The sequence below is a fragment of the Catenulispora rubra genome (genome assembly GCF_015356825.1).
Lineage (GTDB): Bacteria > Actinomycetota > Actinomycetes > Streptomycetales > Catenulisporaceae > Catenulispora > Catenulispora rubra.
The window spans coordinates 1-24,891 of the sequence record NZ_JAACYW010000105.1 but is presented as its reverse complement, the minus strand read 5'-3'; the positions used below and the strand labels follow the sequence as shown (position 1 = coordinate 24,891).

The 24,891-nt window shown below is 69.8% G+C and carries 24 protein-coding genes; 12 read left to right on the top strand and 12 right to left on the bottom strand.

Annotated features, from left to right (window positions below; translation table 11 throughout):
* Window positions 1–14: 14 nt before the first annotated feature.
* Window positions 15–548 (bottom strand): GNAT family N-acetyltransferase, encoded by a 534-nt coding sequence (locus GWK61_RS26400; protein WP_228562979.1) that lies wholly within the window; start codon window positions 546–548, stop codon window positions 15–17.
* A gap of 166 nt (window positions 549–714) precedes the next feature.
* On the opposite strand from GWK61_RS26400, the gene GWK61_RS26395 reads away from it, so the two are divergent.
* Window positions 715–1,359, top strand: a complete 645-nt coding sequence (locus GWK61_RS26395; RefSeq protein WP_194912297.1) for an MBL fold metallo-hydrolase — start codon at window positions 715–717, stop codon at window positions 1,357–1,359.
* Window positions 1,360–1,501: 142 nt separating this feature from the next.
* On the opposite strand, the gene GWK61_RS26390 is transcribed toward GWK61_RS26395, so the two are convergent.
* Window positions 1,502–2,158 carry a TetR/AcrR family transcriptional regulator gene (locus tag GWK61_RS26390; protein ID WP_194912296.1) on the bottom strand — a complete coding sequence of 219 codons (657 nt, stop codon included), beginning with the start codon at window positions 2,156–2,158 and terminating at the stop codon, window positions 1,502–1,504.
* 134 nt (window positions 2,159–2,292) lie between these two features.
* Between GWK61_RS26390 and GWK61_RS26385 the strand changes: the two genes are divergently transcribed.
* A complete protein-coding gene (locus GWK61_RS26385) occupies window positions 2,293–3,321 on the top strand; it encodes a medium chain dehydrogenase/reductase family protein (RefSeq protein ID WP_194912291.1) in 1,029 nt (342 codons plus the stop codon).
* Between the two features lie 80 nt (window positions 3,322–3,401).
* Window positions 3,402–3,893 carry a nuclear transport factor 2 family protein gene (locus GWK61_RS26380; RefSeq protein ID WP_228562970.1) on the top strand — a complete coding sequence of 164 codons (492 nt, stop codon included), beginning with the start codon at window positions 3,402–3,404 and terminating at the stop codon, window positions 3,891–3,893.
* A 58-nt stretch (window positions 3,894–3,951) separates the two neighbouring features.
* Here the strand turns inward: GWK61_RS26380 and GWK61_RS26375 are convergent, their stop codons facing one another.
* A complete protein-coding gene (locus GWK61_RS26375) occupies window positions 3,952–4,860 on the bottom strand; it encodes a LysR family transcriptional regulator (RefSeq protein WP_194912289.1) in 909 nt (302 codons plus the stop codon).
* Between the two features lie 108 nt (window positions 4,861–4,968).
* Between GWK61_RS26375 and GWK61_RS26370 the strand changes: the two genes are divergently transcribed.
* The 6 genes from GWK61_RS26370 to GWK61_RS26345 all read left to right on the top strand — a co-directional run bounded on the left by GWK61_RS26370 (window position 4,969) and on the right by GWK61_RS26345 (window position 14,079).
* Window positions 4,969–5,673, top strand: a complete 705-nt coding sequence (locus GWK61_RS26370) for a succinate dehydrogenase (protein WP_194912287.1) — start codon at window positions 4,969–4,971, stop codon at window positions 5,671–5,673.
* A gap of 98 nt (window positions 5,674–5,771) precedes the next feature.
* Window positions 5,772–7,685 carry a fumarate reductase/succinate dehydrogenase flavoprotein subunit gene (locus GWK61_RS26365; RefSeq protein WP_194912327.1) on the top strand — a complete coding sequence of 638 codons (1,914 nt, stop codon included), beginning with the start codon at window positions 5,772–5,774 and terminating at the stop codon, window positions 7,683–7,685.
* Window positions 7,682–8,431: a succinate dehydrogenase/fumarate reductase iron-sulfur subunit gene (locus tag GWK61_RS26360; RefSeq protein WP_194912285.1), complete on the top strand. Its 750-nt coding sequence runs from the start codon at window positions 7,682–7,684 to the stop codon at window positions 8,429–8,431. The genes GWK61_RS26365 and GWK61_RS26360 overlap by 4 nt, the downstream gene beginning before the upstream one ends.
* Window positions 8,432–8,611: 180 nt before the next feature.
* A complete protein-coding gene (locus tag GWK61_RS26355; RefSeq protein WP_194912284.1) occupies window positions 8,612–9,568 on the top strand; it encodes a chitinase in 957 nt (318 codons plus the stop codon).
* 203 nt (window positions 9,569–9,771) lie between these two features.
* Window positions 9,772–10,677 (top strand): sensor histidine kinase, encoded by a 906-nt coding sequence (locus tag GWK61_RS26350; protein ID WP_228562969.1) that lies wholly within the window; start codon window positions 9,772–9,774, stop codon window positions 10,675–10,677.
* Between the two features lie 3 nt (window positions 10,678–10,680).
* On the top strand, window positions 10,681–14,079 hold the full coding sequence (locus GWK61_RS26345) for a DUF4132 domain-containing protein (RefSeq protein ID WP_194912282.1): 3,399 nt from the start codon (window positions 10,681–10,683) through the stop codon (window positions 14,077–14,079).
* An 8-nt stretch (window positions 14,080–14,087) separates the two neighbouring features.
* On the opposite strand, the gene GWK61_RS26340 is transcribed toward GWK61_RS26345, so the two are convergent.
* Window positions 14,088–14,528 (bottom strand): helix-turn-helix domain-containing protein, encoded by a 441-nt coding sequence (locus tag GWK61_RS26340; protein WP_194912280.1) that lies wholly within the window; start codon window positions 14,526–14,528, stop codon window positions 14,088–14,090.
* A gap of 231 nt (window positions 14,529–14,759) precedes the next feature.
* Between GWK61_RS26340 and GWK61_RS26335 the strand changes: the two genes are divergently transcribed.
* Window positions 14,760–15,440 (top strand): hypothetical protein, encoded by a 681-nt coding sequence (locus tag GWK61_RS26335; protein ID WP_194912275.1) that lies wholly within the window; start codon window positions 14,760–14,762, stop codon window positions 15,438–15,440.
* A gap of 149 nt (window positions 15,441–15,589) precedes the next feature.
* On the opposite strand, the gene GWK61_RS26330 is transcribed toward GWK61_RS26335, so the two are convergent.
* The gene (locus tag GWK61_RS26330) at window positions 15,590–16,222 is read right to left on the bottom strand and encodes a TetR/AcrR family transcriptional regulator (protein ID WP_194912273.1); all 633 of its coding nucleotides are present in this window, start codon (window positions 16,220–16,222) and stop codon (window positions 15,590–15,592) included.
* Window positions 16,223–16,312: 90 nt separating this feature from the next.
* Here GWK61_RS26330 and GWK61_RS26325 point away from each other — a divergent pair, with 90 nt between their 5' ends.
* Complete coding sequence (locus tag GWK61_RS26325) at window positions 16,313–16,759, top strand: anthrone oxygenase family protein (protein WP_194912270.1); 447 nt, start codon at window positions 16,313–16,315, stop codon at window positions 16,757–16,759.
* Window positions 16,760–16,893: 134 nt separating this feature from the next.
* On the opposite strand, the gene GWK61_RS26320 is transcribed toward GWK61_RS26325, so the two are convergent.
* The 3 genes from GWK61_RS26320 to GWK61_RS26310 form a co-directional block, all read right to left on the bottom strand.
* Window positions 16,894–18,327, bottom strand: a complete 1,434-nt coding sequence (locus GWK61_RS26320; RefSeq protein WP_194912268.1) for a cell wall-binding repeat-containing protein — start codon at window positions 18,325–18,327, stop codon at window positions 16,894–16,896.
* 128 nt (window positions 18,328–18,455) lie between these two features.
* Window positions 18,456–18,848, bottom strand: coding sequence for an FMN-binding protein (locus tag GWK61_RS26315; RefSeq protein WP_194912265.1), 393 nt, complete (start codon window positions 18,846–18,848; stop codon window positions 18,456–18,458).
* Window positions 18,849–18,934: 86 nt separating this feature from the next.
* A complete protein-coding gene (locus GWK61_RS26310) occupies window positions 18,935–20,341 on the bottom strand; it encodes a ferredoxin reductase family protein (RefSeq protein WP_194912264.1) in 1,407 nt (468 codons plus the stop codon).
* Window positions 20,342–20,677: 336 nt separating this feature from the next.
* Here GWK61_RS26310 and GWK61_RS26305 point away from each other — a divergent pair, with 336 nt between their 5' ends.
* The gene (locus GWK61_RS26305) at window positions 20,678–21,007 is read left to right on the top strand and encodes a hypothetical protein (RefSeq protein ID WP_194912262.1); all 330 of its coding nucleotides are present in this window, start codon (window positions 20,678–20,680) and stop codon (window positions 21,005–21,007) included.
* A gap of 111 nt (window positions 21,008–21,118) precedes the next feature.
* Here the strand turns inward: GWK61_RS26305 and GWK61_RS26300 are convergent, their stop codons facing one another.
* From GWK61_RS26300 to GWK61_RS26285, 4 genes are all read right to left on the bottom strand, one after another.
* Window positions 21,119–21,613: an SRPBCC family protein gene (locus GWK61_RS26300; RefSeq protein WP_194912258.1), complete on the bottom strand. Its 495-nt coding sequence runs from the start codon at window positions 21,611–21,613 to the stop codon at window positions 21,119–21,121.
* Window positions 21,614–21,648: 35 nt separating this feature from the next.
* Window positions 21,649–23,085: a sigma-70 family RNA polymerase sigma factor gene (locus tag GWK61_RS26295; RefSeq protein ID WP_194912257.1), complete on the bottom strand. Its 1,437-nt coding sequence runs from the start codon at window positions 23,083–23,085 to the stop codon at window positions 21,649–21,651.
* Between the two features lie 76 nt (window positions 23,086–23,161).
* The gene (locus tag GWK61_RS26290; protein WP_194912256.1) at window positions 23,162–23,830 is read right to left on the bottom strand and encodes a DUF4097 family beta strand repeat-containing protein; all 669 of its coding nucleotides are present in this window, start codon (window positions 23,828–23,830) and stop codon (window positions 23,162–23,164) included.
* Between the two features lie 139 nt (window positions 23,831–23,969).
* On the bottom strand, window positions 23,970–24,395 hold the full coding sequence (locus GWK61_RS26285; protein ID WP_194912254.1) for a GlcG/HbpS family heme-binding protein: 426 nt from the start codon (window positions 24,393–24,395) through the stop codon (window positions 23,970–23,972).
* Window positions 24,396–24,891 lie beyond the last annotated feature (496 nt).

The window sequence follows — 24,891 nt, the reverse complement described above, 5'->3', positions numbered from 1 at the left end:
CGGCGTGCACGACCTCAGCCGCCGACGGATCCAGGGTCCGCACGCGTGGCCAGGCTCTTCTCCGACAGGCTCTTCTCGAACCAGTGACCCGCATACTTGCTGTCGTTGTACGCCGGGATCTCGCGATAGCCGTACCGCGCGTACATCGCCCGCGCCTCCACCAAGTCGTGCCGCGTGTCCAGACGGATGACGCTCGCACCCAGCTCCACCGCGGCCTCGTCGGCGGCACCGAGCAGCAGCCGACCGCCGCCGGCGCGGCGGAACGGCGGCCGGACGTACATCCGGCTCAGCTCCGCCATGTCCGGCGCGAGCATCCGGATCCCGACGCACCCGGCCGGTTCGCCGTCGACGCTCGCCACGAAGAACACCACGAGATCGTCGTTGGGCTCGTCGCGCAGCACGGTCTCCACCTCGCCGGGAAGGCTGGGCCGTCCCTGGTACCGCCTCACCAACTCGTCGTAGTACGCGTACAGCAGCTCGGCGGCCTCGGGCTGCTCCACAGCCGCCCGCCGCACCGTCCACACACCGGTCGTCGTCACGACCACCATCATCACGCCGCTGTCATCCGGTTAACGGCCACGGAGCCCCGGAGCCCCGGAGAGCCAGACTCCCCGAGCGCCAGACTCCCCGAGCGCCCGCCGGACCCCGCAGGTGCGTGCCCGCCGCGCCGTCGGAGAAAATCTCCGTGTCCATCGAAAGCACCAGGAGCTCACCATGCAGCTGACCAAACACGCCCACGCCTGCGTCTCGCTGGTCGGCGACCAGGGCCGCATCGTCATCGACCCGGGGTCGCTCACCCCCGACGCCGACGCCGCGGTGGCCGCCGCCGAAGCCGTCCTGATCACCCACGAGCACTTCGACCACTTCGACGAGGAACTGATCGCCGGCGCCCTGGAAGCCCGTCCCGAACTGCGGGTCTACGGTCCGGAGAGCGTGGTCGGCCGCTGGACGCAGGCCCGGCGCGGCCAGGTCACCGCGGTCGCGGCGGGCCGGGAGTACACGATCGGCGGCTTCGACGTCGCGGTGTTCGGCGACCTGCACGCCCTGATCCACCGCGACATGCCCCGCGTCGCGAACGTCGGCTACCTCCTCGACGGCCGCGTCTACCACCCCGGCGACGCCTACCACGTCCCGGCCGCGCCGGTGGAGACGCTGCTGCTGCCGACGAGCGGGCCGTGGACCAAGGTCGGCGAGGCGGTGGACTACGTTCGCGAGATCGCGCCGAAGCAGGCCTTCCAGATCCACGAACTGATGCTCAGCGACCTCGGCCAGCAGTACTCGGTCCGCATGCTCGGCCAGGGCGGGCTGACCGACGTCCCGCTGGCGATCATCCCGGTCGGCGACAGCGTCACCGTCTGATCGAAACGGAAACCACGATCGCTGCGATAACCACGATCGCTGCGATAACCACGATCGCTGCGATAACCACGATCGCTGCGATAGCACGATCGCTGCAATAACCGTGATCACCACCTGATCGCACGACGCCGTCGCAAGCGCATCAGTTGCCTGCGATGGCGTCCAACTCCGCCGCGAACACCTCCGCCGGATCGAAACCCATGCCCGCGAAGTGCCCGGCCAACTCCAGCGACAACACCCCGTGCAGCCGCGTCCACATGATGATCGCGCGGTGCAGCCGCGGCGGATCGGCGGAGTGCGCCCCGGCCCACGCGCTGTGCTCGGCCAGGTGCGCCTGCACCGGTGACGCCGGCATGGTGCCGAGGTCGTCGGCGCCGGCGGCGTCGAGCAGCTCCGCCATCACCTCGTTCGCGAGCCGCGTGGTGTCCTCGGGAGCCTGGTAGCCCGGTACCGGGGTCCCGTAGATCAGTAGATAGCGCTGAGGATCCTCCAGCGCCCAGGCACGCAAGGCCTGTCCCAGACCCCTGACACCGGCGCCGGACGCGGCGGCCGCGTGGATCGCGTCGGCCATGCTCTGGTACGCGTCCCGGATGAGCGCCGTGATCAGCTCGTCGCGATTGGCGTAGTACCGGTACAGCGCCGGTCCGCTCATCCCCATCTGCTTGGCGATGGCGTTCAGCGACAGCGCCGAGGCGCCCGCGGTCGCGATCTGCTCCCACGCGTGCTGCTTGATCTCCTCCTGCACCTGCGCGCGATAGCGCTGGCGGGGTGTCTCGGTCTCCTTCTGAGCCGTCGCCACGATCTTCTCCCCTCGGGTCCGTCCGGTCTGCCCGCGTTCAGTTAGAGGCTATCACTGTCGCGATTGACACTCACGAGAAGTAGCTGTTATAACTTGTAACGAACGCAAGAGCTTCTAGAGAAAAGGCCGAGGCCATGACCGATCAGACTCTCGTCCAGGTGGTTCTGCCGGGCATCGTGGAGCCCGAGGACCTGCAGGTCCGGCGCGCGGCCCGGCCGCAGCCCGGCGCCGGCCGGATCACCATCGCCATGGAGGCGACCGGGGTCTCCTTCGCCGAGCAGCAGATGCGCCGGGGGCGCTACTACGACCAGCCGCCGTTCCCCTTCGTCCCCGGCTACGACGTGGTCGGCCGGGTGTACGCGGTCGGCGCCGGGGTGGACCCGGCGCTGCTCGGCCGGCGGGTCGCGGTGCTCACCAAGGTCGGCGGCTGGGCCAGCCACGTGCCGGCCGATGCCCGGGACGCGGTCGAGGTCCCCGAGGGCCTGACCGCCGAGCAGGCCGAGACCGTGGTGGTCAACGGCATCACCGCCTGGCAGATGCTGCACCGCAAGGCGCGGGTGTCGGCCGGCCAGACCGTCCTGGTGCACGGCGCCAGCGGCGGCGTCGGCCAGGTCCTGACCCAGCTCGCGCTGGCCGCCGGGGTCACGGTGATCGGCACCGCCTCGGTCCGGAACCACGACGCCCTGCGCGCCGCCGGCGTCCTCCCGGTCGACCGCACCGCGAACGTGCCCGAGCAGGTCCGCGAACTGGCCCCGGACGGCGTGGACGCGATCTTCGACCACGTCGGCCTGAGCAGCGTCGTCGAGTGCTGGCCGCTGCTCAGGCGGGGCGGCACGCTGATCTCCTACGGCACCGCCGCGACCCGCGACGACACCGGCTCCAAGCAGCTGCCGGTCCTGAAGATCCTGGCCCGCACCACGCTGTGGACCCTGCTGCCCAACGGCCGCAGCGCCTCCTTCTTCAACATCTGGGCCGGCAAGAAGCTGAACCAGGACCGCTTCCGCGCCCGGCTGCGCGCCGATCTCACCGAGGTCTTCGGGGCCCTGCGGCGCGGCGACATCACCACCTCGATCGCAGCCCGGCTGCCGCTGGCCCAGGCCGGCGAGGCGCTGCGGCTGGCCGAGTCGGGAACGGTCTCCGGAAAGATCGTTCTGACCCCCTGAATCAAGCCCCTGATTGATGTTCCAGACCCACGCACCACCACCGAACAGCAGTACCGAACCCGAAACCGAAAGGCAGCATCATGAACTTCCGCCTCAAGACCACCCTGATCGCCACCGCCGTCGTCACCGCCCTGGGCGCCACCGCCGCGATGGCCAGTGACAACGGCGACGCGCACCATTCCAAGGTCGTCACCACCTGGGCCGCCGCCTGGAACGGCTCGGACCCGAAGGCGCTCGGCGCGCTGTTCACCGCCGACGCCACCTACACCGACCACGCGATCGGCGTCACCATGACCGGCCGGCAGCAGATCTCCGGCTGGAAGGAGCGCACCGACGCGCTGATCGAGAACGTGCACGTCACCGTCAACCGGGCCTACCGCGCCGGCGGCCACATCACGATCGAGGCGGTCTACGCCGGGCACATCAAGGGCGCGCCCAAGCCGTTCGCCGTCGACATGGCCACCCTGCTGGACGTCCACGGCCACCGCCTTGCCGCTGACCAAGACTTCTACAACCTGGGCTCGGTCCTCTCGCAGTCCGGCCTGCCGGCCGACTGGAAGCCGGGTTCCTGATCAGCGCTCCTTCACGCAGCACGCCGAAGCCTCCCGAGGCCCGGCGTGCTTCGCGGTGTCAGCCCTCTGTGACCCCCGCCGCGGTGGTCAGCCCGAGCAACGTCCGCCGGAACTCCTGCGCCGCGTGCGGCAGCACCACATCCGTGCGATGCGCCAGCGCGATGGTCCGATGCAGGGCCGGCGGCGCGATCGGCGTCACCCGCAGATTCGGCTCCGCGTTCTGCGCCACCATGCTCGGCACGATCGCCACCCCGAGTCCGGCGCGGGCGAACCCGAGCACCGCGTCCATCTCCCCGCCCTCGACCGCGAACACCGGCTCGAAGCCCTCCGCCCGGCACGCCGCCACGGTCAGGTCGCGCAGGTCGTAGCCGTGGCGGAACATGATCAGCTGCTCGTGTTCGAGGTCTGCGATGTGCACCTGCCGGCCGTCGCCGGGCGGAGGCACGTTCGGGGCCGAGACCACGACCAGGTCTTCCCGCAGCAGTTCCTCCGTGGTCAGGGCCGGAGAAGGGGACGGCAGCGGCAGCACCACCAACGCCAAGTCCAGAGCACCCCGAGCCAGGTCCCGGACCAGGTCGTGCGACCCGCTCTCCTGCACCAGCAGCTGGATCCCGGGATAGCGCTGGTGGTAGGTCCGCAGGACGTCGGGAAGCAGTCCCGTGCACAGCGACGGCGTCGCCCCGAGCCGCACGTGCCCGCGCCGCAGCTCGGCCAGCTCCTGCACCTCCCGCCGCGCCGCGTCTGCGTCGGCCAGGATCCGGCGCGCCATCGGGAGCAGCGCCTCGCCGGCGTCGGTCAGCGTGATGTTCCCGCGGGCCCGCAGGAAAAGGTCCGCGCCGAGCTCGTGCTCCAGGGCTCTGATCTGTTGGGACAGTGAGGGCTGCGTCACATGCAGGGCCTCGGCGGCGCGCGTGAAGTGCCGGGTCTCGGCGACCGTGACGAAGTATCGGAGCTGGTGGAACTGCATGGCGCGTGATCCTTTTCCGGGTCCCCCGCACCATCATAGGCTGTCTCTATCGTCACCAGCTGATCCATGTCTTGGACCAATCGACTGCCGACTCCTAGCGTCTGAGCCATGGTTACCGCAACGTGGACGGACCGGCGTCCGCCTTCCCTGCGCGCGGCTTGGGACAGCTCCGTCGGCAAGAAGGCCGTCATGGCGGTCAGCGGCCTCGTCATGGTGCTCTACCTGCTGGCCCACGCGTTCGGGAACCTCAAGGTCTTCTTCGGGCCGGGGCAGTTCGACAACTACGCGCACTGGCTGCGCACCATGGGCGAGCCCGTCATGCATTACAGCTGGACGCTGTGGGTCATCCGGGTCGTGATGGTGGTCGCCGTGGTCGCCCACGTCGTGTCCGCCTACCAGCTCAGCCGCCGCGACCTGCGGGCCCGGCCGGTGCCCTACGAGCACCGCAAGGCCGGCAGCAGCCACGCGACCCGCACCATGCGCTGGGGCGGGGTCATCCTGCTGCTGTTCCTGATCTGGCACATCCTCGACCTGACCACCGGCACCGTGCACTCGGGATTCCAGCCGGGCCATCCCTACGCGAACGTCGTCTCGACCTTCGACAACTGGTACGGCGACGTCATCTACATCGTCGCGGTCTGCGCGCTCGGCCTGCACATCCAGCACGGCTTCTGGTCCGCGGCCCAGACGCTCGGCGTGGGCAGCGTGAAGCGCGACCGCCTGATCCGGACCACCGGCAACGTGGTCGCCGTGCTGCTCACGCTCGCCTTCGTGGCGGTGCCGGTGGGCGTGATGAGCGGAGTGGTGAAGTGACCGACACCGTGACCGACACTGTTACCGAGACCGACACTGTCACCGAGGCCGACACCGCGCCCGGCTTCGACCCGGCCTCCTACACCGTCGGCGCCCCGATCGCCGACGCCAAGGCCCCGGCCGGCGCGATCAACGAGCGCTGGGACACCCGCCGCTTCGAGGCCAAGCTGGTCAACCCGGCCAACCGCCGCAAGCGCACGGTGATCGTCGTCGGCACCGGCCTGGCCGGCGGCTCGGCCGGCGCGACGCTGGCCGAGGCCGGGTACCACGTCGTGCAGTTCTGCTTCCAGGACTCGCCGCGGCGCGCGCACTCCATCGCCGCGCAGGGCGGGATCAACGCCGCGAAGAACTACCGCAACGACGGCGACTCCGTGCACCGGCTGTTCTACGACACCGTCAAGGGCGGCGACTTCCGGTCCCGCGAGTCGAACGTGCACCGGCTGGCGCAGATCTCGGTGGAGATCATCGACCAGTGCGTCGCGCAGGGCGTCCCGTTCGCCCGCGAGTACGGCGGCCTGCTCGACACGCGCTCGTTCGGCGGCGTGCAGGTCTCCCGGACCTTCTACGCGCGCGGCCAGACCGGCCAGCAGCTGCTGCTCGGCGCGTACCAGGCGATGATGCGGCAGGTCGCCTCCGGCGGCATCGAGCTGCACGCGCGCACCGAGATGCTCGACCTGATCATGGTGGACGGCCGGGCCCGCGGCATCGTCGCGCGCGACCTGGTGACCGGCGAGATCGAGACGTACTTCGCCGACGCGGTGGTCCTGGCCTCCGGCGGCTACGGCAACGTCTACTACCTGTCGACCAACGCCATGAACTCCAACGCGACCGCCATCTGGCGCGCGCACCGCAAGGGCGCCTACTTCGGCAACCCCTGCTTCACGCAGATCCACCCGACCTGCATCCCGCGCACCGGCGAGCACCAGTCGAAGCTGACGCTGATGTCCGAGTCGCTGCGCAACGACGGCCGGATCTGGGTGCCGAAGGCCAAGGGCGACGAGCGCTCGCCGGAGAAGATCCCCGAGGACGAGCGCGACTACTACCTGGAGCGCCAGTACCCCTCGTTCGGCAACCTGGTGCCCCGCGACATCGCCTCGCGCGCCGCGAAGAACGTCTGCGACGAGGGACGCGGCGTCGGCCCCGGCGGCCAGGGCGTCTACCTGGACTTCGCCGACGCCGTCAAGCGGCTCGGGCGCAAGGCGGTCGAGGAGAAGTACGGGAACCTCTTCGAGATGTACGAGCGGATCACCGACGAGGATCCGTACCGCGTCCCGATGCGCATCTACCCGGCCGTGCACTACACGATGGGCGGCCTGTGGGTCGACTACGACCTGCAGACCACGGTCCCCGGCCTGTTCGCGATCGGCGAGGCCAACTTCTCCGACCACGGCGCCAACCGCCTCGGCGCCTCGGCGCTGATGCAGGGCCTGGCCGACGGCTACTTCGTGCTGCCCGCGACGATCAGCGACTACCTCGCCCGGAACGCCGACGAGCCGCCGGTGTCCGCCGACCACCCGGCAGCGGTCGAGGCGGTGCGCGAGACGCAGGAGCGCCTGGCCGCGATCCTGGCCGTCGACGGCGACCGCACCCCGGACTCCTTCCACCGCGAGCTCGGCGAGTTGATGTGGGAGCTGTGCGGGATGGCGCGCGACGAGGCCAGCCTGCGCAAGGCCCTGGACCGGATCCCGGCCATCCGCGAGGAGTTCTGGCGCCGGATCAAGGTGCCCGGGACCGGCGAGGAGTTCAACCAGTCGCTGGAGAAGGCCAACCGGCTCGTCGACTACTTCGAGCTCGCCGAGCTGATGTGCCTGGACGCGCTGCACCGCAGCGAGTCCTGCGGCGGCCACTTCCGCGTCGAGTCGCAGACCCCTGACGGCGAGGCCGCGCGCAAGGACGACGAGTTCTCCTACGTCGCGGCCTGGGAGTACACGGGCCTGGGACAGGCGCCGGTGCTGCACAAGGAAGAGCTCGACTTCGACTACGTCCACCCGGCACAACGGAGTTACGCATGAAGCTCACACTGCGCGTCTGGCGGCAGGAGAACGCATCCCGGCCGGGCCGGATGCAGCCGTACGAGGTCGACGGCATCAGCCGCGACATGTCGTTCCTGGAGATGCTCGACGTCCTCAACGAGCAGCTGATCCTGGACGGCGAGGACCCGGTCGCCTTCGACCACGACTGCCGCGAGGGCATCTGCGGCGCCTGCTCGCTGATGATCGATGGCGAGGCGCACGGCCCGGAGAAGAAGACCACCACCTGCCAGCTGCACATGCGCAGCTTCCGCGACGGCGCCACCATCGACGTCGAACCGTGGCGCGCGGCGGCGTTCCCGGTGGTCAAGGACCTGGTCGTGGACCGCTCGGCGATGGACCGGGTGATCCAGGCCGGCGGCTACATCACCGCCCCGACCGGCGCGGCCCCCGAGGCGCACGCCACCCCGATCCCGAAGCCCGCGGCGGACCTCGCCTTCGAGAACGCCGAGTGCATCGGCTGCGGCGCCTGCGTCGCGGCGTGCCCGAACGGCTCGCTGAGCCTGTTCACCGCGGCGAAGGTCAACCACCTCAACACCCTGCCGCAGGGCGTGCCCGAGCGCGAGACCCGCGTCGTCGGGATGCTCGCGCAGATGGACGCCGAGGGCTTCGGCGGCTGCACGCTGACCGGGGAGTGCGCGACCGCGTGCCCGAAGGGGATCCCGCTGGCCTCGATCGCCGCGATGAACAAGGAGTGGCTGCGGGCGCAGCGTAAGGCCTCGCGGTAGAGGTTCAGGTCAGGGCTCGACAGCCGGGGTTCGCCATCCTCGGCGAACCCCGGCCCGAAGTTCGCCTCTTGACGTGCTGCCCGGTGCTGCCTAATCTCCCGCATGGAGTAAGTAAAGTTTACTAACACTCCGTCCGGTCGGAACACAGGTACCACCCCCCCACACGCCTGGAGGATCCGCATGCCCGAAAACCTCCGCAGGACCCTGATATGCGGCACGGCCGCGCTGCTGCCCGCCGCCGCAATCGGGTTTGCTGCGACCGCCAACGCCACCCCCGCGGCCAAGGCCGCCGGGGGAAGCTTCCCCGCGCACTACTCGGCGCCCTACCTCCAGATCTCCTCGTCGGACGCCGGCGACATGGCAAAGGACATGGCGGCCAGCGGCGACAAGTTCTACACGCTGGCGTTCCTCACCCCGAAGTCCGGCTGCACCCCCCAGTGGGAGGACGGCGGCGACTCGGTCGGCGCGTTCAGCTCCCAGATCACGGCCCTGCAGAACGCCGGCGGGAACGTCATCATCTCCTTCGGCGGTGCCTCCGGCGGCGAGCTGGCGGAGAAGTGCACCTCGGTCTCCAGTCTGGAAGCGGCCTACGCCAAGGTCGTGAGCACGTACCACGTCACGCGCCTCGACTTCGACATCGAAGGCAACGACCTGAACAACAAGACCGCGAACTCCCGCCGGAACCAGGCGCTGGCCGCCCTGCAGAAGGCGAACCCGAGCGTGCAGGTCGACTACACCCTGCCCGTCGCTCCCACCGGCCTGGAGTCCAACGCCACCACCCTGCTGAAGGACGCCAAGAGCAAGGGCGTCGCGGTCAAGGTCGTCAACATCATGACGATGGACTTCGGCGACGGCGAGAACGCCCTGAACGACGCCGAGTCCGCCGCGAAGGCCACCGCCCCCCAGCTCCAGTCGATCTTCGGCGGCTCCAGCAGCCAGTCCTGGGGCATGCTCGGCCTGACCCCGATCGCCGGCCACAACGACGACAACGAGAACTTCACCCAGTCCAACGCCTCCACCCTGGAAAGCTTCGCCGCCTCGCACGGCGTGCAGGAACTGGCCTTCTGGGAAGTCGACGGCTACGACAAGGGCACCGGCTACGCCTACTCGAAGATCTTCAACAAGATCACGGGCTAGATCTTCTCGACCTCCTTGCCCGGCCGGCTCGAAGCGCGCCGGCCGGGCAAGGACCGGTGCGCTGGCTGGTGCCCCCACCCTGCCGCCACCCTGTCGCCGTCAACCACAGACCGACGAACCCCTTACCTTCCACCCCACGGCGTACCCCGTCCCTCCACCCTCAGCACGGTGACCGGCCCCAGACCCGGCGCTACGCTGCGGCGATGCAGACAGCCGCGCTCAGGCCCAGCCTCAGGCTCAGGCTCCAAGCCACGACGTGGTCTGCGGTCCGCCTGCTGCGCGGCCATCCCCAGGCTGTGGACGGCATCGTCGCGACGGCGATGCTGGCCGTCAGCCTGCTCTGGCTGAGCCGCTACCCCTACGAGCCCGGCCACCACCTCGTCTACAGCGAGCAGGACAGCCAGCGCACCTCCTTCCACCCCATCACCGCCCTCGGCTACGTCCTGACCGTGGCCTCATGCGCTGCCCTCGCGCTTCGCCGCCGGCGTCCCATGTCCGTGCTCTGCGCGATGATCGTCCTCTACACCGGCCTCGACTACCCGCCGACCACCATCGCGTGGGGCCCGCTCCTCATCTTCTACACGCTCACCACCCGCGAGCCGCCGCCGCGCGTCCTCCCCGGCGCGGTGATGGTGTTCGTGGTCTGGCTTCAGTACAGCCTGAAGCTGGTCGTGCTCGGCCTGCTGCTCGCGGTGCTCCAGACCGTGCTCGTCATCGGCGTCACCTGGGTCTTCGGCAACCAGACGCGCCGCCTCGCCGAGCGCAACGAGCGCCTGGCGCTGCTCACCGAGGAGCTGCGCAGGGAGCAGGCCGCGCGCGCCCGCGAAGCCGTGGCCGGCGAGCGCGTCCGCATCGCCCGCGAGCTCCACGACGTCGTCGCGCACCACATGTCGGTGATATCCGTGCAGACCGGCCTGGCGAGCTACGTCCTCCACAGCGATCCCGCGACCGCCGGCCAGTCTCTGGGCACCATCGGCGACGCCACCGCGGCGCGGGTTCGGCGGCGCGGTAGTCGGCAATCCTCCGCTTGGGCACTTGGGTACTTGGGCATCGCGGTGTCAGGGTCCTTCGCTACAGTCCCGGGCACCAGCACCCACCCCCGGGAGTGATCGATGAGTGGCGCCACCACCGCGACCGACGCGTCGTCGAAAGATGAAGACACCTGCGCGATCCCCGAGGCGATGCGTCGCCTGGTGATTCCCCGCCGTGGCGGCACCGCGAACGCGTCGTTCGCCGTGGACCCGAACGCCGCCGCGTACTACGCCGCATGGCTGGACGAGCACAGCGCCGCCGTCGCCGTGGTCGTCGGCAACCCGCCGACCGACACCGCCCTCGCGGCCGCGTACCGCGCCTCCAACGGCGACCTCGCCACCGCGACACCGCTGGCCGCAGGCATCGCGGCGGCCATCATGGTCTCCCCGGACACTCCGGCCTACGACAACCCCGACGGCATCATCGACGCCTGGATCGCCACGCGCGGCCACGCGTTCGCCGCCGCGGCCGCCGTAGAACTGTTCGGCGTGAAGGCCGCAGGCGACAACCACAAAGGATCGCGGACCTCGGCGTGGCTCTACCGCAAGCACGCCGCCTACGAGGACATGACCGAATCCGCCAAGTACTTCCACCTCGCCATCCACCTCCGGCGACGGCTGGCGGCGGCGGCGGGGGAGGAGGACTACGCGCAGGCCGCCGAAACCCTTGCCGCACAACGGATCCCGCTGGCCAACCCGAAGACCACCGGCACGGCCTGGTCCCGCATCCTCACGTCCTTCCTGATGCCGGAGCACGTCGACTGGGTCGAGGACGACTTCGCGCTCCTCGAGCGGGCGCACCTCGCGCTGTGGCTGGCGGTGAGCTCGATCACCACCGAGCGGCAAGTGGCGGCCTTCCCGGCACGGAGGGTCAGCGCGTGGGCCCTCAACCAGGAGCCCGAAGTCCTGTGGACCGCCCTCGACACCGTCGGCGCCGATCTCCTCCCGATCCTCGTCGCGTGGCGCGACAGCGATCCGGCCACCCTCGAGCGCCTGCTCTTCCTCATCGCCTGCATGCCATCGACCGAGGCTTTCCTCCACCTCCTCGACAACGTCGACAAGAAGTACTACACAGCCGCGATCCAAACCGCCGCCGAGAACTTCCCCCGACGTGCTCTGCACGTGCTCGCCGACGCCGCACTCCGCGACAGCTCGCGCGGTCTGGCTGCCGCCAACCTGCTGCGCCTGCACGTCCTCGCCAAGGACGAGCTCGCCGAGGCCGAGCTGCCGAACCTCACGCCGGCCTCGCGCGAGCTCGTCGAGAAGCTGCGCGCCGCCAACGTCCGCCTCCCGGAAGCCGACCCGGACACCCTGCCGACGCTCTTCGTCAACCCGCCGTGGCTGACCAACGCCAAGCCGGCCAAGCCCGTCGTCATCACCGGCCTGGTCGCGCCGACCGAAGCGGCCCTGGCCTGGCGGGACGGCGAGCGGGAGGGCTGGGCGTCGCCGCCGCTCGTGACCGATCCGCATTGGGCGCTCCAGAGCTGGGAGGTCATCGCCGGCCACATCAACACCGGTAAGTCGGCGGGCTGGTACGCCGACAGCCACTTCGCGGTCGACGCCCCCGAGGACCTGGTGCGTGCGGTCCTTCCGCGCTGGGAGCCCGACTCGTGGCAGACCCCGACGTGGATCCCGCGGCTCATCGACCGTTTCGGTGTCGACGCCCTGCCGCCGATCCTGCACCTGGCGCGCCGCGTACCGGCGTTGGGGAGCTACTACCTCGCCCCGTTCGCCGCGTCCGAGGCCGCGCTCCTCGCGGCCGACTGGCTCAGCCGGCTCAAGACCGCACGGCCCTTCGCGCTGGAGTGGCTGACGCGGCACCCGGCCGTCGCCGCCAGAACCCTGATACCGGTGGCACTCGGCAAGGCAGGCAAGGCGCGCAGCGCGGCCGAGCTGACCATCCGTACGTTGGCCGCACGCGGTTTCAGCGCCGAGATCGCCGAGGCCGCCGCAGCTCACGGCGACGCCGTGGCCCAGGCGGTGGCCGCCATCGCCGCCGACGACGGCACCCTCGCTCTGCCCAAGGTGATGCCGGTCATCCCCGACTGGGCCCATCCGCGATCGCTGCCACAGGTCCTGCTCAAGGGACGACAGACCGCGCTTTCCGGGCAGTCGGTGCAGCACCTGCTGCTCATGCTCGCGGTGTCGAAGCCCTCCGAGCCCTACGCCGGCCTGGAAACGGCGAAGGACATCTGCGATCCGGCATCGCTGGCCGCCTTCGCGTTGGCGCTGTTCGAGAACTGGCGCGGCGTGGACTACCCGGCGAACGGAAGCTGGGCCTTCGACGCGTCGCGCTGGTTCGGCGGCGACGACGTCGTGCGGCGTCTGTCCCCGATGATCCGGCTGTGGCCCGGCGAGAACGGGCACAAGCGGGCCGTCGCAGGGCTCGATGTCCTGACCGACATCGGCGGTGACACGGCCCTGATGCACCTCTACGACATCTCGCAGAAGGTCAAGTTCAAGGGGCTCAAGGAACACGCCGCGCAGCGCGTCACCGAGATCGCCGACGATCTCGGGCTCACCCCGGATCAGCTGGGAGACCGGCTGGTCCCGGACCTCGGGCTGGCTCCGTCCGGGACGCTGTCCCTGGACTACGGTCCGCGGCATTTCACCGTCGGCTTCGACGAGCAGCTCAAGCCGTTCGTTGCCGACCAGAGCGGTAAGCGTCTCAAGGCCCTGCCGAAGCCCGGGACGAAGGACGACGCCGAGCTCGCTCCGGCCGCCTACCAGCGGTTCTCCGCGTTGAAGAAGGACGTGCGGGCGCTCGCCACGAGCCAGATCACGCGCTTCGAGCTCGCCATGGTGGCGCAGCGGCGCTGGACGTCGCAGGAGTTCCGCGAGTACTTCGTCGCGCATCCGCTGCTGCGCCACCTCGTCCGGCGCCTGGTCTGGGCCACCTTCGCCGACGGCGGCGTCGAGAGCAGCTTCCGCGTCGCGGAGGACCTGACGTTCGCCGACGTCTCAGACGACGAATACACCCTCGCGGACGACGCGGTGATCGGCATCGTGCATCCCCTGCACCTCGGCGGCGGGGTGAAGGCGTGGTCCGACGTGTTCGCCGACTACGAGATCCTGCAGCCCTTCGAGCAGCTGGGACGGACGGTCTACGCGTTCACCGATGCGGAGAAGGCGTCGAGCACGCTCACCCGGTTCGACGGAATGACGACGCCGGTCGGCAAGGTGCTGGGCCTGGAGCGGCGGGGTTGGCAGCGCGGTGCTCCGCAGGACGCCGGGATCCAGGGCTGGATCTCGCGTCCGCTTCCCGGCGGCGGCTCGCTCACGGTGGACCTGGATCCCGGCATGACCATCGGCTACGTCAGCGAGTGGGGCGAGATCCAGCGCTTCCGCGCGGTCTTCCTCAGCCGCTACGACGACGGCGAGGACTACTACTCGGCGCGGAACTACCCGGCTTTGGGCAGACTCGACGAGCTCACGGCCTCGGAACTGTTGCGGGACCTCACCGAGGCGATGGGTCAGTGACCTGAGGACTATGAGGAGGAGTCGACCCGGGGCCTGACGGCCATGATCGCGACGATCACGAAGGCCAGCGCGAACCAGGCCCGGACCACGTGTTGCCAGGCCTGGGAGGGGCTCGGTGGGTCGGCTGCTTCGATCGCCTCGTCCGGTTGCTCCTCGGAATCAGGACACTGTGCCGCCACCCATATACGCACCATCGCAGCCTCGTCGCCGCCGCATGCACGCACCACCGCGACCAACGCGTCGAGCGGGATCGGCGACTGCCCGGTGAAGTACCGGTGCAGCGCCGACCTGCTGTACGGAACCGCCGACTGGAGCTGGGCGAAGCTCATTCCCGCGCCCACCTTCAGTCGTTCCAGCTCTGACAGCATCCGCTCCTGAGCCCCCGAACCCGCCGTCATGGCAACCCCCGTCTGCTTCTCGGATGAAGTGACGGTATTGCGTGACGACATGCCGATTCATCCTCCTGGTGACCGATCGGCCGTCAACTTGTGCAGTATCCGGCGGCGGGGTACGCATCCCAGGTATGACGGGGCGGGCCAGGGACGGGCCGAACTCCAGGCCGGGGTCCGGGCCGCCGTCCGGACCGTCCCGCTCCGCCGTTCAGGCGACACAGAAATGCCGCAAATTCTTCCGAATGGGAGAATGGCCGGGACTCCAACACCGGGCCTGAGGAGGCCGCTATGAGCAACGATCGGTTGAGTCGCTTCCTGGGCCCGCTCGGACTCGGATCCGTGGTGGCCTTCGTCATCGGGTTCGTGATCCTCGGCTCCGGCAACATGCCAGGCAAGAACGCGCCCGCGGCCGATGTCGTCTCCTACTACAGGGACCACGGCACCCGCGAGACCTGGTCGCTGTACATCGTGGCGGCCGGCGTCGTCCTCGCGGCGTTCTTCATCGGCGGCCTGCGCACCGTCCTGCGCAAGGCCAACGAATCGCACTCCTGGCTCGCCGACACGGCCTTCGCCGGCGGCATCCTGTTCATCGGCGGCTTCGCCACCGCCGGCTTCCTGCAGTGGTCGCTGATCAGCGCCGCCCGCAACGGCCAGACCCAGCTCACGGGCAACCTCAACTTCCTGTCCCAGACCGTGATGCTGCCGGCCCAGGCCGGCCTGGTGGTCCTCGCCGCGGCCGCGGGGCTGGCGATCCTCCTGCGCTCCACCATCCCCGCCTGGCTCGGCTACCTGGCGCTGGCGATCGGCGTCGTCTCCGCTATCGGCCCGATCGGCTTCATCGCCATCGTGGCCACCCCGCTGTGGATGACCCTGTTCGGCTTCGTCGTCGGGGCCAGGACCGCACCCCGCGCCGTCGGTGAACCCCGCCCGGCGATGGGGCACCGGATGACGTTGCGGCACCACCACTGAGGTGGTGCGAGAGCGGCGGCTGTCGGTTGCGGCGGCCGCCGTTTCGTGTGCGCTGAGCGATGCGGGGCCGCCAGCCGGCGGTCACGATCTTCACCCGGAGCTGAGGCGTTTTGTTCGGACCGGGGTACGAGTCCCTCGCCGATTGCGTGTCAGAGCACAGCGAGCCGGTCCACCAGCAGCTCCAGCCTCGCCTCGGTGAGCTCCGGCGGCAGCCGTCCGGCTCGGGTCAGGGTGGCCAGCCCGTGGAGGGCGGCCCAGAACAGCTCGGTGAACACCCCGGGGTGGACGCCGTCCCCGGCGACCTCGCCGAGCGTCTCCAGCAGCGCGGCGAAGGCGTCCTTCAGAGGCGCGGGGGTGTCCTCCTGCGCGAAGGCCAGGCCGCCGTCGAGGTTGAACAAGGCGTCGTAGACCGCCGGGTTGCGTTCGGCGTAGTCGAGCCAGGCGCGGGCCAGGGCTGTGACCCGGGCGCGGGGGCCGTCTGCGGCGGCGGTCGCGGAGGACGTAGCGGCGGAGGTCGTGCAGGCGGAGGCGGAGGCGGAGGCGGCCGCGGCCCGGAGCGCCGCGGCCAGCTCGGTGGCGCCATCGAGGGCGACGGCGCCGATGATCTCGCGTTTGCCCCGGAAGTGGCTGTAGAGCACGGGCTGGCTGTACTCGATGCTCTCGGCGAGCCGGCGCGTGGTGACCGCGTCCCAGCCCTGGTCCTCGGCGAGTTCGCGGGCCGTCGCCACGATGAGGCGCTCGCGCTGCGCCCGTTCTCGTTGCTTGCGTTCCTGTACCGACATGGCTCGATTCTAGCACTGCTAGACATCCGAGCGGCAGCAGTGCTAGCGTCGCAACATCAGCTAGCGACGCTAGAAAATGGGAGGGACACCATGATCAGCACACTCGAGGTATTCACCACCGTGGCCGTCGGCGTGATGGTGGGGGTGGAGTTCGCCGTCGCCTTCGTCCTCAACCGGATCCTCAACGCGCTCCCCGACGACAGCGACCAACTCGGCCGCGCGCACGGCGGCCGCATGCTCGGCGCCATCATGCCGTTCTGGTACATCGGCTCGGTCGTCCTCGTCGCGATCTGGGCCGCCGCACGATGGCACCACCACGGCACCGGCCTCGTCGTCGCCTCCGGCGTGCTGCTGATCGTCAGCGTGATCATGTCGCTCCTGCTACTCGTCCCGATCAACAACCAGAACAAGACCTGGACCCCCGAGAACCGCCCCGAGGACTGGAAGCAGCAGATGAACCGCTGGGACCGCTTCCACTACATCCGCGTCGCCGACATCATCGCCGCCTTCGCCCTGCTGGTCGCCGCGCTTGTCTGACACGTGCCTCCGCAAGCAGATGGAGGTCTTCACTCCGGGCGGTGCCGAGTCGTGGAACAGCGAATCGGGGTCCGCATCAGCAATCTGATGCGGACCCCGATCACGTGTGTGCCAGCAGTGGGTGCCGGGTTCTGTCAGCTCTTCCAGACCGGGTGGTTCTCGCCGCCGTGCGAAGAGCAGGCGCCGCTGCGTCCGCCCGACAGTGAGATGTCGCCGTCGTTGCAGACCTCCAGGTACCCGACGCCCTTCCAGAAGCTCTCGTTCGTCGGTGCGCCGATGCAGGAGAAGTACGTGCAGATGTCCGACGGAACCTGCGCCTTGGTGATCAGCGCGCCGGATCCGCAGTAGTTCAGGCCGTAGGGGTTCGTCGGCGCGCCGCACAGGCCGCCGCCGGGCGGGGGCGGCGGCGGCGTGATCGGCAGGCCGTCGCCGCCGTTCGCGATGTCCTGCAGCTGCGCGAGAACCCCGTTGCCGACCGCGCCGGCTCCGCCGAAGACCACAGTCGAGGTGACCCCGGCCTGGTGCGCGCCGACCAGCCACAGCCGCGGGTTGTCGCCCAGCGCCGCCGCGTCGGTGAGCACCAGCGGACGCCCGAGCGCCGCCATCGCCGCGCCGCCGGTGAGCGCGTCGGCGAAACCGCCGCCGGTCGCGACGCCCACCGACGTGCCCGCCGGGAACTGCTTCGCGACCGCCACGGCCGTCGCGTATCGGTCCGGGCCGGCCAGCGGCGTCGAGCAGGCGCCGGGGCGCGTGACGAGCTGGACGGCCGCCGTCGCCTGGACCCCGACGGCGGTCACGGCGGCGCAGTCGCCCGGTGCCGCCGCCGCGAGCTTCCCGGAGACGTACGCCGCGGTGGACGGATCCAGGCTGTGGCCGCTGGAAAGCACGATCGCCGCCGGCCCGCTCTTGACCGCGTCCGGACCGGCCGCGAACGGACCGGCGGCGAGCGCGTCGGCGTACCCGTCACCGGTCGCGACCACGATCCGCGACGGGTCGCCGAGGCCGCGGCGTGCCACGTCCAGCGCCGTCAGGTAGCGGTTCGCCCCCTGATACCGGGTCACCGCGTAGCCGTCCCGCGTCAGCTGGGCTTCGACCGCCGGGGAGACCGCCCCGGTCCCGCCGAGGATGTACACCGGCTGCCCGGCGCCCGGGCCGAGCACGCGCGCGATCTCGGCCGCGGTGGCCGCCGTCAGCGACGTCGGGCTGGTGAGCAGCAGCGGGCCGTGCACCTTCGCGGCCAGCGGCACGCCGGACAGCGCGTCGGGGAAGTTGTCTCCACGAGCGAGCACGACGGCCTGCGCCTTGGCCCGGTTCGTGGCGTCGCCGGCGGCATCAGCCCACTGCGACTGTGAGACCTGCACCCCGGTCTGGTAGCGGTCGGCACCGTAGACGCGACTGACGCCGGTCGCCGGAGCCGGAACGGCTGGCACCGGCGAGGCGGACGAAGCAGATGACGCGGACGGCGCGGTGCCCGCGTGCGCCGCCGTGGCGAGGGCGGCCGTGGCCGCCGCGACACCGCACGCCGCCATCAGGGCCGGTATGCGGGCGGACCGGGATATGCGTGACACGAAGTCTGAGCCTCTCTGTGGCTTCCCCGTAGCCGGTGGAGCAGGACGCGTTCAGACTAAATACGTGCTCTGTTTCGCGGCTCCGCCGTTAGGCGTAAGCGAAGCGCTCGCGCGTAGGTGTTGACCCCTCATCCCTTGACCGCGTCGATCGCCGCCTGCAACGACGTCATATAGGCCTTCGACGTATACGTAGCCCCACTCACCCCATCAACACGCGCCGACTGCGTCGCGACCACCTCGCGGCCCAGAATCCCGGCCGCGATCAGCGACCGTGCCCAGGAGTCGTCGTTGTCGCGCGGGAGGCTGGTCGCGGTGACGAACACGATGCGTCCGTTCGCCACGGTGATGCGGACCTGCACGATGCCGTGCGTGATCGCGATCGGGGGCCCGGTCACGGTCATGACCGCGCTCGAACCCACCTCGTACGTGTTCTTCGTCGCCGGCGGCTCCTTCGGGGCGAGCCCGTGTGCCGAGGTTTTGACGGCGAGCAGGCCGCCCATCGCGCCGACTGTGCCGATCACGGAGAACAGAGTCCTGATGTGAGGAATACGCATTGGCGTCCCCTGATTCGACGAGGTGCCTCGGGAGGGCCCGAGCGAGGGTGAACTCAGAAGTCGAAGATCTCGGTGTGGATCCGGCCCCGCCGTACTCCGGCTCGCCGAAGGTTCCGCACCGCGGCGGAGGCCATGCCGACGGACCCGCAGATGAACACCTCCCGGTCCTCCAGGTCCGGGATCAGGTCCAGCAGCCGGTCGGCGGACAGCGGATCGTTGCGCCGGCTGCCGATGGCCGGGATGTAGATGATCCGCCCGGCCGCGTTGAGGGCTTCGAGCTCGCGGGTCAGGATCAGGTCCCCGACCGTCGAAGCCCGCTGGATGAAGACGATGTCGTGCCGCCGGCCGTGCATGGTCTCGACGATCGCGCGCAGCGGCGTCACCCCGATGCCGCCGCCGATCATCACCACGCCGTGCTGACGCCGCAGCACCCCGGTGAACGCGCCGTACGGCCCGTCCAGGAACACCCGGACCCCCGGTCGCAGCCGCCGCTTCAGCCGCCTCGTGTACCCGCCGACGCACTTGAACGTCAGCCGCAGCGTGTCCGCGTGCGGCGCCGCCGACAACGAGAACGGATGCGCCTGGTACCACAGGGTCCGGCTCATGAACCGCCACCGGAAGTACTGCCCGGCCTCGGCCCCGAGGTCGGCGACCCGCCGTCCCGTGATGTACACGCTCATCGCGTCGGGCGCGACCTCCTCCACCCGCGTCACCCGGAACCGGTGGTGCCGGTTGTTCAGCAACGGGATCACGACGCGGTTGCAGACGATCGCCGCCGCGACGATCGCGTGCAGCCCCACCCAGATGTCCGCAGCCCACGGGTTCCGCGTGAACTGCGCGCCGAGGCTGATCTGGTGCCAGAACGCGGCCGCCGCGGCCGGATACATCAGCAGGTGGATCGCATGCCAGCCCTCATAACCCAGCCGCCGCCGGATGCTCCGGGCCGACGTGAAGCCCGCGAGCAGCATCACCAGGAACCCGATGGTCGCCGCGAGCACGCCCGGATAGGTTCGCAGGATGCTGACCAGGACCGTCGACGGCGGCGCGTGCACGCTGACCGAGTACGCCGCGATCACGAATCCCGCGTGCGCGCACAACAGCAGCACCAGGTAGCCGCCCAGACTGCGGTGCGCGGACGCCAGCCACGAACCCAGCCGGTGCTCCAGCCACGGAACCCGGGCCATCAACGCGATCTCGACGAGCAACAGGTAAGCGCCGACCAGCCCGGTGATCTGGGCCAGCATGACGAGGTAGTCCGCCTCCGACTGGAGCCGGTCGGTCGGCGTCTGCCGCCACCACAGTGCCAACAGGCCCGCGACCCCCGCCGCGAGCACGCCCAACAGCACGGCCGACAGCGGCCGGCGCGGAAGAAGGGGCAGGCTGTGACGCCAGTCCCGACGGGGTACGACCCAGTCCGGGTCGTACGGCACATCCACCCCCGCTGACCAACCCTGGACCACGTGAATGCTCCTCACTTCGGGGCATTCAGAATCCACCTCGACGGCCGTCTGCCGGACATGTTTGTTCTAGGTTTTCTCAACCCTTTTCTGAAGCTTTACGGTAATCGCCGACGCCCGGGGCCTGGCCTGCGAAGTCCTCGCTGACCAGTGAGTTCCCGGCCACCGGTCAGTTCCCGATCTCGCCGGCCAACGAGTCGGTCTCCCGCGACCCGCGCCTCGGCGTCGGCGCCGTGCCGGGCGGCCATCGCGGCCAGACCCCCCGCCGCGACCGGGGAGTTCGTCGAGCTGCCGGAGGAGGCGAAGACGATCATCGACCTGCTGGCCGAGGGGCGGACTGTGGCCGGGGTCAAGTGCGATGCCGACCGGCGACACGATGCCGACCTCGACGTCGCCGACTTCATCGCGGACCTGGTGGAGCTGGGCTTCGTCGCGGCGGTCGACGGCCGAGACCGGGACCGTCACGGGGGCGGTCCCGGCCCGGCGACCGCACCGCGGCAGGCAAGCCTGGCGTGGCTGCGTCCGGGGCATGTTCGCTGGGTGTTCACACCCCGGGTCGGGCTCGCGGTCACCGCCTTCATCATCGCAGGGCTCGTACAGGGTGTCAGGCATGACGTGCTGCTGACATATCACTCGTTTTTCGCCTCGCCGGCATGGCGTCGGACTTGACGGTCGTGGCGGGCTGCCAGCTCGTCGCGATGACCGTGCATCGCAGTGCGAAGGAACTTGCAGCCAGCCTGTCGGCCGGTTCGTTTGCGCAGGCGGCCGATGGCGGGCTGATCACGCCTCGCGGGATCCGGTCAGCTTCGCCAGGTTGTCCATCTCGTTCGCACGCCCCGCGGACAGGCGGCCGGTCCACTCCTCGTCGTGCATGGCGTCGGCGGTCATGGTCACGTGGGTGCCGCCGTCGGCGCCGTCGCCGACCGGCCGCAGTTCGACCTCGGTCAGGAACTCGTACGGCGCCACGCCGGGGATGAAGTCGGCGACGGTGCTGTAGGCCAGGCGCCGCGTGGGCTCGACCTCGGTGAAGGTCTTGGTCGAGGTCGTGCTCAGCGGCAGGCCGGCGCCTTCCATGAACGCGATCTGCTCGGGGCCGGTGGCGGTCATCGTGTAGGTCAGCGTGCCGCCGGGGCGCAGGTCCAACGCTTCGACGTGGACGGTGAACCCGTCCGGCGACCACCAGGCCTCGATGCCGGCGGCGGTGGTCCACAGTTCCCAGATCTTCTCGGGGGCGGCGGCGTAGGTGCGCTCGATCTGGATCTTCTGCGTGGTCATGATGGTGTCGCTCCGTTTCTCGATCTGCCGTGCTGTCAAAGAGTTGGACGTCGGTCACCGCGATCTGTCATCGGTGCTCGGTCGGCAGGGTGATCGGCAGGGTGAGCGGCAGGCAGGGTGAGCGGCAGGCCGAAGGCGGCCACGAGGTGCGCTTCGAACGTGGTGATCTCGACGATCTGGCCGTTCTCGATGCGCAGCACGTCGACCATCTGCGCGCGGAACACCGAGGTCCCCGGACGCTGCACGTATCCGGCGACGGCCGGCTGCCGGTTCGCTCCCACCGGCACGTGCCGCCAGCGCCCGAAGTACCCGGCGGACCTGCTGTCGAAGATGGTCCCGAGCTGCTTGAGCAGTGCGTCCCGGCCGGCGAACCAGACCGGGTTCGGCGGCATCGTGACCAGCACGTCGGCGCTGAGGAGGTCGGCCATCATCGACACGTCGGCGCGCTCGGCCGCGACCATGTAGCGGCGGACGATGTCGCGTTCCTGCTGGCTGTGGGTGCCGGCGGTCCAGTCGACGCGGCGCTGCGGCAGGCGTTCGCGCAGCGTCTGCCGGGCCCGCTGCAAGGCGCTGTTGGAGGCGGCGACGCTCATGTCCATCAGCGTCGCGGTTTCCTCGACCGGGCGGCCCAGGACGTCGCGGAAGATCAGGACGGCGCGCTGGCGGGGCGGTAGGTGTTGGAGTGCGGCGAGGAAGACGAGTTCCATGGTCTCTCGTGAGACCGCGGCGGTTTCGGGCTGTTCGTCGTCGGCGGAGACTTCGTCGAGGAGGTGGTCGGGGTAGGGCTGTAGCCAGGCCTGGCGTTCTGGGGGTTCGGCGGCGGGGGAGTCGATGTTGGAACCGCTGCCGGAACCGCTGCCGGACTCGCTGCCGGACCTGCTGCTGGGGGCCGGTTCGTAGCGCTGGGGTCGGCGGCCGGTGCGGCGCAAGTGGTCGATGCAGGCGTTGGTGGCGATGCGGTAGAGCCAGGTTCGTGCTGCTGCTCGGCCTTGGAAGCCGGATCGGTCGCGCCAGGCTTTGAGGAGGGTTTCCTGGACCAGGTCCTCGGCGTCGTCGTAGGAGCCGACCATGCGGTAGCAGTGGAGGTGGAGCCATTTGCGGTGGGGTTCTACGAGGGCTGCGAAGTCTGATTCGTTGTTCAGGTGTGGGGGGTGCTGCTCTGTCGCTGATGCCTCCTCTGTTTTCGTCACAGCTTCTGGCGTGACGTTTTGCGCCATGCGCCGCAGGACCCGTGCTGCTGCCGCCAAGGCCTCGGCATCGGCTTGGAACACTTGTGGAGGGTCCAAAGCCAGCGTTTTGACCTGCTGTTCGATGTCCGCGAGGACGTCGGCGGGGGTCTGGTCCGCTTTGGTGTGTCGGCGGCGGTAGGCGCGTTGCCTACACGCCGCCGAGCAGTAGACCGAGGTTCGGCCCCGGCCGCGTTCTCGTTGCGGGAGCGCGGTTCCGCAGATCTGGCAACTTTGTGTGTTCATGGCGACTCCGGCTATTCGTCACCGATGTGCGGCGTTACGAAAACGACCCTAGGGCGTCCGCGTGCCGCAGACCACCTCAGAGGCTCGTCGCGGTGATGTCGCCGTGTGATGTGGTTGCCTTGACGGCCAGGCTGGCGCCGGCGCCCTCGGAGTTCTGCATCGCGTTGGTGACGCGGCCGTAGCTGGTGCCGGCGTCCAGGGTGCCGGAGATGCCGTGGGCGGCGGCGATCGTCAGGTTGCCCATGTCGGTGCGGAGCTCGACCGAGCCGGCGACGGCTTCGGCGACGGTGATGTCGCCCTTGCCGTTGCGGAGATTCGCCGAGCCGGTCAGCTTCGCGATCGAGAGGTCGCCCATGTGCATGGTGATGGTGCCGCCGGCGATCTCGTCGAGCTCGACGGTGCGGTACGCGCCGTCGAAGCTCACGGTGCCGAGGCGCCCGGTGCTGTAGAGCTCTGCGGCGCCGGCCTTGCCCTCGATGCGTGAGCCGGACGGCAGCGCGATGGTCACGTCAAGCGAGCCGGAGCTGCCGAGGACCTTGTTCGGGTCGGCGGTGGCGATGCGCAGGATGTTGTTGGTGAAGTCGATCGTCGTCTGCTCTGCGGTTTTCGCGTCGCGGCGCTTTGAGGCGTCCGACGGCAGGACCTCGACGGTGGTGTCGGTGCGGTCGGTTGCGATGAGGCGGATCTGGCCCGCCGGGATGTCCAGGATGACGGTGATCGGGCTCGGGGTCTGGAACTTCTGCATCATGCTCTCCTTGGTCGCGGTGTCTGCGTGACTGCGAGTCCGGGTGGCCCGCTCTCACATCCCCGACTTTCGCGGGCTGTGCTGACACGGGCCTGACGTCGTCCTGACAGGGGTGCTGACATCGCGGGAGAGCGCGCGATCAGTGCGACGGCAACGCCGGGACCTGCGCGGACGCGGCGGCGGCGATCTCGTGGTCGACGTCGGAGGTCGGTGCGCCGGAGACGCCGAGCGCGCCGATCACCCGGCCCTCGGCGCGGATGAGGACGCCGCCGCCGTAGGGCACCAGCGAGCGCGACCCGGCCAGGACGAGCCCGGTGCCGAACAGCGGGCCGCCGGGTTGGATGGCCGGGGTGAGGTTGATGCTGTCGCCGCCGACGCTGATGGCGGTGAAGGCCTTGCCGATCGCGGTGTCGATGGTGATGAGCGTCGCCCCGTCGGTCCGAGCGAAGGCGACCAGGTTCCCGCCGGTGTCTACGACGGCGAAGGCGGCGGCTACGGCGTGGGCGGTGGCTAGGGTGCGGGCGGTAGTGGTTATGGCTTCGGCTTGGGTGAGGGTGATGTTCACGGTGGTCCCCCTGCTGGTTCGCGGCGTGCCGAGTGGCGGTCCGCGTGGTGACTTCAGGTTGGTGCGGGGGACGGAGGCGTGGGGAGAGCTTGCTTGACCTGGTGTTAGCGCCACCAGGATCGGGGGCCTGACGGGTCGGTGCAGTTTGCCTGTGGCTTTACAGGCGAATTTTTACGGCTTCGCTAATGGTTGGATGGCCTCGCAGGGGGACGCAGTTCGGTTGTGCCCCGCATGTCGCGCTGGCGGCCGGCGGTTTTCGCGTCCACGACCGCGCACTGGTCCACGTCTGTGCATGGTGCGTCGGCGGGTGGCGGTTTTCGCGTGCAAGACCGCGCGTCGGTCCGAGTCACTGCGCACGCGTCATGTGGGCGGCTGGCGGCCGCGTTTGGTGGGCACCTTGAGGCCTCTGGCGGGCCTCCTCGCAATGCCGTTGGTTGTGTCATGCAAGTATTGGTTGTGGGGTGAGGGTTCGGGGTGGGATGCGGTAGCTGATGGG

Excerpts from the sequence above, each read along its gene's own strand:
- GWK61_RS26400 (WP_228562979.1), bottom strand. The coding sequence starts at position 548 with ATGGTGGTCGTGACGACGACCGGTGTGTGGACGGTGCGGCGGGCGGCT.
- GWK61_RS26395 (WP_194912297.1), top strand. The coding sequence starts at position 715 with ATGCAGCTGACCAAACACGCCCACGCCTGCGTCTCGCTGGTCGGCGAC.
- GWK61_RS26385 (WP_194912291.1), top strand. The coding sequence starts at position 2,293 with ATGACCGATCAGACTCTCGTCCAGGTGGTTCTGCCGGGCATCGTGGAG.
- GWK61_RS26380 (WP_228562970.1), top strand. The coding sequence starts at position 3,402 with ATGAACTTCCGCCTCAAGACCACCCTGATCGCCACCGCCGTCGTCACC.
- GWK61_RS26375 (WP_194912289.1), bottom strand. The coding sequence starts at position 4,860 with ATGCAGTTCCACCAGCTCCGATACTTCGTCACGGTCGCCGAGACCCGG.
- GWK61_RS26370 (WP_194912287.1), top strand. The coding sequence starts at position 4,969 with ATGGTTACCGCAACGTGGACGGACCGGCGTCCGCCTTCCCTGCGCGCG.
- GWK61_RS26360 (WP_194912285.1), top strand. The coding sequence starts at position 7,682 with ATGAAGCTCACACTGCGCGTCTGGCGGCAGGAGAACGCATCCCGGCCG.
- GWK61_RS26355 (WP_194912284.1), top strand. The coding sequence starts at position 8,612 with ATGCCCGAAAACCTCCGCAGGACCCTGATATGCGGCACGGCCGCGCTG.
- GWK61_RS26350 (WP_228562969.1), top strand. The coding sequence starts at position 9,772 with ATGCAGACAGCCGCGCTCAGGCCCAGCCTCAGGCTCAGGCTCCAAGCC.
- GWK61_RS26345 (WP_194912282.1), top strand. The coding sequence starts at position 10,681 with ATGAGTGGCGCCACCACCGCGACCGACGCGTCGTCGAAAGATGAAGAC.
- GWK61_RS26340 (WP_194912280.1), bottom strand. The coding sequence starts at position 14,528 with ATGTCGTCACGCAATACCGTCACTTCATCCGAGAAGCAGACGGGGGTT.
- GWK61_RS26335 (WP_194912275.1), top strand. The coding sequence starts at position 14,760 with ATGAGCAACGATCGGTTGAGTCGCTTCCTGGGCCCGCTCGGACTCGGA.
- GWK61_RS26330 (WP_194912273.1), bottom strand. The coding sequence starts at position 16,222 with ATGTCGGTACAGGAACGCAAGCAACGAGAACGGGCGCAGCGCGAGCGC.
- GWK61_RS26325 (WP_194912270.1), top strand. The coding sequence starts at position 16,313 with ATGATCAGCACACTCGAGGTATTCACCACCGTGGCCGTCGGCGTGATG.
- GWK61_RS26300 (WP_194912258.1), bottom strand. The coding sequence starts at position 21,613 with ATGACCACGCAGAAGATCCAGATCGAGCGCACCTACGCCGCCGCCCCC.
- GWK61_RS26295 (WP_194912257.1), bottom strand. The coding sequence starts at position 23,085 with ATGAACACACAAAGTTGCCAGATCTGCGGAACCGCGCTCCCGCAACGA.
- GWK61_RS26290 (WP_194912256.1), bottom strand. The coding sequence starts at position 23,830 with ATGCAGAAGTTCCAGACCCCGAGCCCGATCACCGTCATCCTGGACATC.